Source organism: Chamaesiphon sp. OTE_20_metabat_361 (assembly GCF_031364565.1).
The window spans coordinates 1-1,849 of the sequence record NZ_JANLWO010000646.1 but is presented as its reverse complement, the minus strand read 5'-3'; the positions used below and the strand labels follow the sequence as shown (position 1 = coordinate 1,849).

The window sequence follows — 1,849 nt, the reverse complement described above, 5'->3', positions numbered from 1 at the left end:
CAATGGCGATCCAAATTCAGCCCGACCTGATCGTGTTAGATCTAATGCTGCCAAAAGTTGACGGTTATACTGTTTGTCAACGATTGCGCCGCGACGATCGCACTTCTGAGACTCCCGTACTGATGCTGACAGCTCTAAGTCAAACCCAGAATAAGGTCGAAGGGTTTAATGCTGGCGCGGATGACTATCTCACCAAGCCATTTGAGATCGAGGAGCTACTGGCGCGGGTGCGGGCATTGCTCCGGCGAACCGATCGCATTCCCCAAGCCGCCAAACATAGCGAGATCCTTAACTATGGGGAACTGACGCTAGTACCCGAACGCTTTGAGGCAATTTGGCGTCAGGCGACGATCAAGCTGACGCACCTCGAATTTGAACTGTTGCACTGTTTACTCCAGCGACACGGGCAAACAGTGTCCCCTAGTGAGATTCTCAAGGAGGTCTGGGGGTACGATCCAGACGATGATATCGAGACGATTCGCGTTCACATCCGCCACCTCCGCACGAAGATGGAACCCGATCCGCGTCGTCCCAAGTATATCAAGACGATCTACGGTGCAGGCTATTGCCTGGAACTTCAGAACGATCGCGAAGAAGAAAAAGCCCCGATCGGCTAATATTTTAGGTGCAGATTGGCTTTTAATCCCAGCCGCGAGCGCATGAGATCGGATTACCTATGAGATAACTCACATCTGTCACCAGCGCCGAATTGTGTGGAGGTTTCCTCCGCATACAAATTCGTCAAGACCGCACTATTCACTATCCACTATCCACTATCCACTATCCACTAAAACACTAGTAAGTCTGTTTCGATCCAAGATCCGAGATAATCGGTTATCAACCCACCGCCACCAGCCGATCGCGAGTTACCATAGATACATAAAGTGCGATCTAGTGGAATAAAGACATGGTACAGTCCCAATATTACGGCGGCGACAGCTATTACCGGACACCGCCACCAGATTTACCCTCGTTGTTATTGAAAGAGCGGATCGTCTACATGGGTGGCCCGCTCGTATCTTCCGATGACTACAAGCGGCAAATGGGCTACGATCCTACCAAACTGTTGATCGCCCAGTTGTTATACCTCCAATTTGACAACCCCGACAAACCGATTTACTTCTATATCAACTCCACCGGGACATCTTGGTATACTGGCGACTCGATCGGGTTTGAAACTGAAGCTTTTGCGATTTGCGATACTTTGGGCTACATCAAACCGCCCGTACATACGATTTGTATCGGTCAGGCAATGGGTACCGCCGCCATGATTTTGGCCGCAGGGACTAAAGGTTGTCGGGCGAGTTTACCTCATGCGACGATCGTCCTCAATCAGCCGCGTAGTGGGGCACAGGGGCAAGCCAGCGACATTCAAATTAGGGCAAAAGAAGTCCTCGACAATAAAGCCGCAATCCTAGACATTTTCTCACACAGCACTGGTCAATCAGCCGAGAAAATCGCTAAAGATACCGATCGGATGTTGTACATGACACCCGCAGAAGCCAAGGAATACGGCTTGATCGATATCGTCCTCAACAGTGTCAAAGATCTACCGACAGCGATTCCTGCTCTAGTGTAAAGGTAAGCAATCGGCAAACGGGTAGAGATTAGAAATTAATTATTAAGCCTGAAGCCTAGACGGTGGGCATTGCCCACCCTACATTTCTGAAGCCTAAAGCCTAAAGCCTAAAGCCTAAAACCTAACCCCTACCCTCTATCCCATGGCAGTCGATCGAACTTTAAACGTACCATATAACCTTCCGGGGAGTTCTTATTGGCAGTGGATTAATATCTACACGCGGATGAGCCAGGAGCGGATTATTTTTCTCAATCAGCCGATTACCGATGG

The 1,849-nt window shown here is 49.6% G+C and carries 2 protein-coding genes and 1 pseudogene; all 3 read left to right on the top strand.

What is annotated here, in order from left to right:
• Nucleotides 1-617: response regulator transcription factor (locus tag RMO35_RS18565; protein WP_309742992.1), on the top strand; the 617-nt coding region annotated here is incomplete at its 5' end.
• Nucleotides 618-907: 290 nt separating this feature from the next.
• Nucleotides 908-1,579, top strand: a complete 672-nt coding sequence (locus RMO35_RS18560; protein WP_309742990.1) for an ATP-dependent Clp protease proteolytic subunit — start codon at nt 908-910, stop codon at nt 1,577-1,579.
• Between the two features lie 142 nt (nt 1,580-1,721).
• A pseudogene (locus RMO35_RS18555) lies at nt 1,722-1,849 on the top strand (ATP-dependent Clp protease proteolytic subunit); the annotation flags it as partial.

Bases quoted from the DNA above. Each gene is read 5' to 3' on its own strand.
- RMO35_RS18560 (WP_309742990.1), top strand. From the start codon at position 908: ATGGTACAGTCCCAATATTACGGCGGCGACAGCTATTACCGGACACCG.